General features: G+C 62.1%; 3 protein-coding genes. All 3 read right to left on the reverse strand.

From position 1 onward, the window contains the following. Positions 1 to 282, reverse strand: a 282-nt coding sequence (ccmI, locus tag ACRXB1_RS36045) for a c-type cytochrome biogenesis protein CcmI (RefSeq protein WP_449494776.1), incomplete at its 3' end; no start/stop codon positions are given. Further along, positions 279 to 743: a cytochrome c-type biogenesis protein gene (locus ACRXB1_RS36050; RefSeq protein WP_449494777.1), complete on the reverse strand. Its 465-nt coding sequence runs from the start codon at positions 741 to 743 to the stop codon at positions 279 to 281. The genes ACRXB1_RS36050 and ccmI, both read right to left, overlap by 4 nt. Continuing rightward, positions 736 to 1,275 (reverse strand): DsbE family thiol:disulfide interchange protein, encoded by a 540-nt coding sequence (locus ACRXB1_RS36055; RefSeq protein ID WP_062170116.1) that lies wholly within the window; start codon positions 1,273 to 1,275, stop codon positions 736 to 738. The genes ACRXB1_RS36050 and ACRXB1_RS36055 overlap by 8 nt, the downstream gene beginning before the upstream one ends. Positions 1,276 to 1,379: the final 104 nt, after the last annotated feature.

A 1,379-nucleotide genomic window follows, 5' to 3' on the forward strand; every position in this document is an offset into this window, starting at 1 on the left:
TCCTTGCCGCTGCGGGCGCATCACCGACAGCGCTGGGGGCGTGCGGGTATCGGCGAGAACGCGCTGTTCTATTTCGCTGCGCAACGCGGCGTGCTGATCGGCCGATATCAGTCCTGCCAGCCGGTCGTGAGTGGCATCGGCGAGTTCGCGGCGATGCAGAGATACGTTCAGCGCGCGGTTTCTGTATGCATCCGCGGCGGGTTCGCGCTGCATCAGCGGCACGACCGCGCACAAGATCGCGGCGATCAGCATGGCGGCCGCGACGATCCAGAAAGTGATCACAACCGGCCTCCCAGAAGACGTCGTGCGCGTCTGCGCTCGAGGTCGGTGAGTGCGGGCAGTTGCGTTCTCCGGCGACCTGACACCACAAAAACTAGTGCTGCGAACCCAAGCACGAGCAAAACGAAAGGCCCGAGCCAGAGTGCCCAAGTCAGCGTCTTGAACGGCGGATCGTAGAGCACGAAGTCGCCGTAACGCGTCACCATGTAATCGCTGATTTGTGTGTCGGTGGCGCCCTGCTCGACTTGCTCGCGGATAATCGCGCGAAGATCCGCTGCGAGATCGGCGGTCGAATCCGCGATGGTTTCATTCTGGCAGACGAGGCATCGAAAATTCGATTCCAGCCGGTAAGCACGCGCTTTTACTTCCAGGGTCGCGCTTGCGTTCGGCACGACTTCCGCAGCATGGGCCCAGCTTCGTGTGAGGCATCCGAACACCAACAACAGGGTCGCGAGCTTATTCATCGCAGTCCTCGCTTTGCAGCATTCGAACGAGCGGGAGGATTTGCGTATCGAGCGCGGCCTGCGTGAGCGGCCCCGAGCGCTTGAAACGGATCACGCCCTGCCGGTCGATCACGAAAGTTTCGGGCACGCCGTACACGCCATAGTCGATACCCGTCTGCCCCGAGCGATCCACCACGGTTGCAATATACGGATTGCCCGCCTGCCGCAGCCATTGTCGCGCAGCTTCAGGCTCGTCCTTGTAGTCGAGGCCATAAATGGGCACGACGTTCTTGCCCGCGAGCGAGATCAGCAGCGCGTGTTCATCGCGACAGGATTCGCACCACGACGCCCATACGTTCATGATCCACACGTCGCCGCGCAAGGTATCGGGCGAGAGGTTCCTGCCGGGATTGTCCAGACGCGGAAGATCGAACGAAGGCGCGCTCTTGCCGATCAACGCCGACGGCAACCGTCGCGGATCGTTCGATAACGATGCCGCCAGCACCGCGCTCAAACCCGCGAAAAAGATAAGCGGCAGCAAAAACCGTTTCACTTGGCGCGTCTCCCCGGCATGCGCTGCTGCAAGATCGCGGACTGTGCCTGAAGGCGGCTGCGTGCGATCTCCGCGGAAGTTGAGGACGCTTCGCGCCGCGCCCA

It is taken from the genome of Caballeronia sp. M23-90, assembly GCF_053574605.1.

Coding starts and splice junctions, on each gene's coding strand:
- ACRXB1_RS36050 (WP_449494777.1), bottom strand. CDS start 743: ATGAATAAGCTCGCGACCCTGTTGTTGGTGTTCGGATGCCTCACACGA.